Genomic DNA, 5,316 nt, shown 5'->3' on the forward strand with positions numbered 1-5,316 from the left:
CCACAAAAATTCATCGAACAAGCGTGGTGGAGGCGGTCAAGTATTACGGTGTGTCGCCCCTTGCCACGAGCGCGTCGTTTGGTGATCTGTCCGTCCGTGTGAACGACTACAAGGCGCCCCTGGTCCCGGCTACCCAGGCTGAATCCGCCATGCTGGACTTGCAGGCGGGGGGCTTTCGTTCGGTGACGCTTTCCGGCGGCGCTCGGTCCGTTTCGATCAGTCAAGTGAGTTACACGAGCAGCTACGCGATCGAAGACACAAACCGGCAATATAACTATGTTTTTCAGCTTATCCCCAAGCCGGCGCCCGGTACGCTAGAGATTAGTTATCGCAGCCGTGACAAGTGGCATACCATCTACGACGAAGCAGGCGACGGCAGTTTGACCGGCGATGGCAGCGGCAACGTCAACTACGATACTGGCTCGGTCAACGTCACGGTTCAGGACTTGCCCGACATAAACACGGCGATCATGCTTGGGTGGGGCACGGACACGCTCTATCAGGTTGGGGACCAAGCAGACGTGGATTTACCCAGCTACTCGTACACAGTGGCGAAACCGCCCATTCAGCCCGGTTCCATTACCATCACATACAACGCAGACGGCGCGCAACGCACCATCATGGACAGCACCACCCCGGGCGAATTGTCAGGTGACGGGTCCGGTTTTGTGGATTACGGCGCAGGGCAGGTGGTCTTCACGCCTAGCTACCTGCCGGACCCGGCGGAGACGCCGCAGATTACTTACAGCGGCGTTGTGACGCCTGCTCAAGAAGTGTTTTCTAACGTTCCGGCGCCGAACGAGGAAGCTACGATTACCCTGACCGATCAGCCGGAGGCTGAAGGTGTCCGCATAAAATACACGGTCGCCGCAGCCACTGATAATCAAAGCACCCCGGGATTCAAGGTTGTGTGCCAGGGCGTGGTGGTGCCATCGGGGGCGGGCCCCGTGCGGATGCCCAACGGCTCGATGTTGGAGGTGGTAGCGCTTAGTTCGGGAGCTTTTAGGCTTGGTCTTACCAGCGCCCCGGATGGTTCTCTGCCGTTTGGTAGTATTGATTTCGCGAACAAAACAATCACTCTTCCCACGGAGATAAATTACTACGCGCAACACTCCGTTTATGAAGTTAAATGTAGGTCCCAGTGGAACGGGCTTGATGGCTTCACTACCACGTGCGGTGAAGAGTTTGACCATTACGAATGGGACTCTACCACGTCACACTCTTACGCCGGGGGCGGCACTGTCACCATAAACGTAGACTATCGCCCCGTTGGCATGAGTTATTCCCAGCAAACGGAGGCCATGCCAGCGGAGAACTTGCTCGTGCGCTTGGCACCTTCTACCAACGCGGCGGTGGTCCCTGGTTCGGTGCAGTTCTCCCTTGCGGGGCACACATTCGTCGACAACGAGGGCGAAATTCACATGGACCCGGACCCTGGAACAGGTGTCGGTACTGTAGTCGGGTCGATTGACTACAGTAGCGGCGACGCTACGTTGTCCGCATGGGTTGGGGGTTCTTTTTCGTTCTCGCTGGACTCTTTGTTGTTGGAGATCACGCCGCGGCTTGACTCTGCCTTATCCTTCCGCACCGTAGCGGCCCCAGTGCGCCCGGCCAGTTTCACCATTGCGGTTACCGCGGCAGACGGTGAGCTTCTCACAGGCACGGCGAACCTGGATGGCGACATTGAAGGCGCCGGGATGGAGGGGTCCATTGAAGTGCAAACTGGCGTGGTTTCCGTCCGGTTCGGTGAATATCGAGTGGCGTCGGAATTGACCGACGAAGAAAAACAGGGGTGGTTCAGGCAAGAAGACGTTCTGCCTGATGGCACGGTTTGGGTGCCGCGACTCGTGGTCCCCAACACGGCCCGTTACAACGTGGTTGTGTATGTTTACATGCCACTTTCCGCGGACATTCTGGGGCTTGACCCAGTTCGGTTGCCACAGGACGGCCGGGTGCCGATCTTTCGTACGGGCGACGTGGTGGTGATCCATCACACGCAGACCACCACCATCAGCACCCCGACCAATGGGCAGGTGATCGACACGGGCCGAGTTCGGCTGAGTTATGCCAAATTGTACGACGCCAACGGTGATCCAGTGCCGACGGATCGGTACACGGTGGACTTGGATGCCGGCACGGTGACGCTTACGGACGTTAGCGGGCTCACGGCGCCCTTGACGCTGGAAGACCGGATTGAAGACATGGCGCTTGTGTCCGACTTGCAGATTAACGGCACCTTGACTTTGACGCGACCCCTTAGCCACGACTACCCGACGGGTAGCTACGTGTCGAGCGCATACATTGTGGGCGATATGTTCGCCCGTGTGACCAATATTTTTGACCAGGCCACGTGGACCGGCGAATGGTCAGATGACCGGATCGGAAGCGAGGCGGGCGGCACCTACAACGACACGCTCTACCCGCTTGAGGTCACCAACAAAGGCACGATCCAAGAACGCTGGGCCATCATTTTCACATCTTCCACGGCCTTCAAGCTGGTGGGCGAATTCAGCGGCCAGATCGCCCTGGGCGACATAAACACCGACTTTGCGCCCATGAATCCTGAGACCCAAGTGCCATATTTTACTATCCGGGCCGACGGTTGGGGGTCCGGGTGGAGCACCGGCAACGTCTTACGATTTAACACCATCGCGGCGAATCACCCTGTGTGGGTGGCGCGGACGGTTCTTCAGGGCGAGGCGCAAAGCGGCAGCGATCAGTTCCGAATCCAGATTCGCGGCGACGTAAACACGCCCTAGTACGGAGGTTTTCGTATGGCACGACTTGCGACGGATGTTAAGGTTTTTCGCTACACAGACCCGGGTGCGCCCGAACTGACGGGCGCCAACGGCTCTATGGTGGAGCTACTCAACGCCTGCCTGGTCACTGGCTACGGCAGCACCACGGTCACATCGGTGACCCGTGAGGGCTCCACGGTAACCGTCACCATCCAGGGCGGGCACTCGTTCCCACAATATGCGGTTATCGAGCTAGCGGGCGCCAACGAAACAGATTACAACGGCACCCATCGGATCGAGACCGTGACGGATACCACCTTCACTTTCACCCTGCCCGACGGTTTGACGCCCACGACGCCGGCCACGGGCACCATCGCGGTAAAGATGGCAAGTGCTGGGTGGGAGCAGACGTTCGCAAGCGCCGACAATCTCCGGCGTGTGTTCCGCTCTACCGACCCGGCGGCTTTCGGTTATTACCTTTATGTTGATGACACAGAAAGTGAGTTTTCAAACCGTGCCGCGGTGAAAGGGTACGGCATTGTCGAAGACATAGACACGCGCTTTGAGCCGTTTCCCTGGTCTGATACGGATGATCAATGGACGTGGTGGGTCAAAAGTTATGAGGACGCCACGCCCCGACCGTGGGCGGTGATTGCGGATAGTAGACTTTTCTACGTTTGGGTGAACGCCGACCCAGCGCAGAACAAACCGTTCATCTACGTGTTTGGTGATGCTGTTCCGATAAATTCCGCTGATCTTTTTGCTTGTGTCATTGGGGGACACGGGTCTTCAACCGAAACAAATTACAGCGGTGGATTACTGACCATTACGGCACTGGATAACATGGCACCTGGGGGCTACTTGGCCCGGGATATTACCGGTACACAGTTTGGCGTCGGGTGCTGTGTAGTGGGTACGGATTTAAGGGCCCATAATGCTTATTACGCACGGGATATATACCCGCGGCCACTGGGTTTGTACGATGACATTACATTTCCGTGCCCGGTAACCAACAGTATCCTAACAAACAGCGTCCCGATTTTTGAATATGCTTCAAACGCGGGTGTCCCCCGCGGGTACTTACCCGGGCTTTACGAACCGTTGCATGACAAGCCTTTAGATTCCCTTGTAATAATTCAAAACGACATACCGGGGCACCGGCCGCTCATCGGGTTGCGTTATCTTGCCTCCCGGTGGAACTTCAGCGGCGGGGAAACCGGGCTCCGCGAGGGCCAAGTGTTGGTCGATATTCTAGGGTCCTGGAGGGACTAAGATGGCATGGCTTGAAGGATGGCAGTATCGCCGAAAAATAGCGCTAAGCGGCGCAGCGGGTGCAGGGGTTAATTATCCTGTTCTTTTCCAAATTGGTGAATCACTCAACGCTGAACACGACATACTAGCACCGCCGCAGTGCCTCTTTCCTTCTGGCGAAAACGACGGTGGTGACTTTCGCTTCGCGTTGGAAGACGGGACCGAGTGCAGTTTTTGGGTTTCTCATGTAACGGGTACAGCGCCGGACCGTACCGCTTATGTATGGGTTAAAATCCCTACAAACTTAGATGGCGCCACGGTGACTATCTATTTCTATGCGGGGAACTCGAACGCCACGAACGCTTCAAACCAATTGGACGTTTTTTCGCCCGCAGATTACTTCGACGACGGGGTTATTGATGCTTTTTGGGGGTCAACGGTCCACTCTTACTGTGTGGAACAGTTAGGATCCTACTATACGGAAGCGTCCGACCTCAGTGTGAGTGAGCATGATTCCGAACTGGAGATAAGCGGCACGGGCACAATAGACGTTCGCACTGTGCAGGGCCAACATTCAGGTTGGTTCGGCCAGGCGATACGTAGCGCCACGGGGCTTTCCGGGGATTTTGTCGCGTATGTTTTAGTAGATATAGTTTCAGCACACGCGTCCGGGTCCAACTCAAATTATGGGTACAGTTTTGGGCTAGACGTTAATGTTGATGCTGACAATCGTCTGTTTACATACATTAGACGCTATGGCGGGTATGCAAACGACAACGTGGTCGTTACAAAAGAAGTGCATAATTCTATAACTAAGCTCACGGACGCTGACACAAGTGCGGCAACGCTTGGGCCTCACCTACTTATATTAAGCCGGCGGGGCGATACGTTTTCTTTTACATACGAAGACAAAACGGTAGATATAACCATTCCAGAATTTGCTGATGTAAAACTAGCGTTGTTCGCAGCGGTGCGGAACGTCGGGGACTCCATCGACGCCCGCTTCAAGCACGTGTTGATCTTTCCACCCGCTGATCCAGAGCCATTAATAACGGCGTCCATCTTCTTAGAAAAGGCAGGCTCGCCCGCACTTGACCAAGCCTTAATCTCCCCAACTTTTCGGTCTATCCGGCTCGTTTGGAACAAAACTCTCGCTGTCCCGGCGCGCCGGGGCGCCGGTGTTATCCAGGGCACTGTACTTGTGGCGGGCGAACCGGCCCATCGACGGGTAACACTCTTTGATCGGCACACCATGCGACCCTTAGCCATTACCTGGAGCGACCCGACGACGGGAGAATATCGGTTCGACGGGTACGACCCGCGGTTC

Annotated in this window: 3 protein-coding genes; all 3 read left to right on the top strand. The window is 56.2% G+C overall.

Features of this window, described 5'->3' with window-relative positions; translation table 11 throughout:
* Nucleotides 1-2,759, top strand: a 2,759-nt coding sequence (locus tag B9A12_RS16240) for a hypothetical protein (protein ID WP_170920688.1), incomplete at its 5' end; no start/stop codon positions are given.
* A gap of 15 nt (nt 2,760-2,774) precedes the next feature.
* Nucleotides 2,775-4,010, top strand: a complete 1,236-nt coding sequence (locus tag B9A12_RS16245) for a hypothetical protein (RefSeq protein WP_084059139.1) — start codon at nt 2,775-2,777, stop codon at nt 4,008-4,010.
* A gap of 1 nt (nt 4,011) precedes the next feature.
* Nucleotides 4,012-5,316, top strand: a 1,305-nt coding sequence (locus B9A12_RS16250; protein ID WP_139796698.1) for a DUF2341 domain-containing protein, incomplete at its 3' end; no start/stop codon positions are given.

It is taken from the genome of Desulfacinum hydrothermale DSM 13146, assembly GCF_900176285.1.
In the GTDB taxonomy this organism is placed as follows: domain Bacteria; phylum Desulfobacterota; class Syntrophobacteria; order Syntrophobacterales; family DSM-9756; genus Desulfacinum; species Desulfacinum hydrothermale.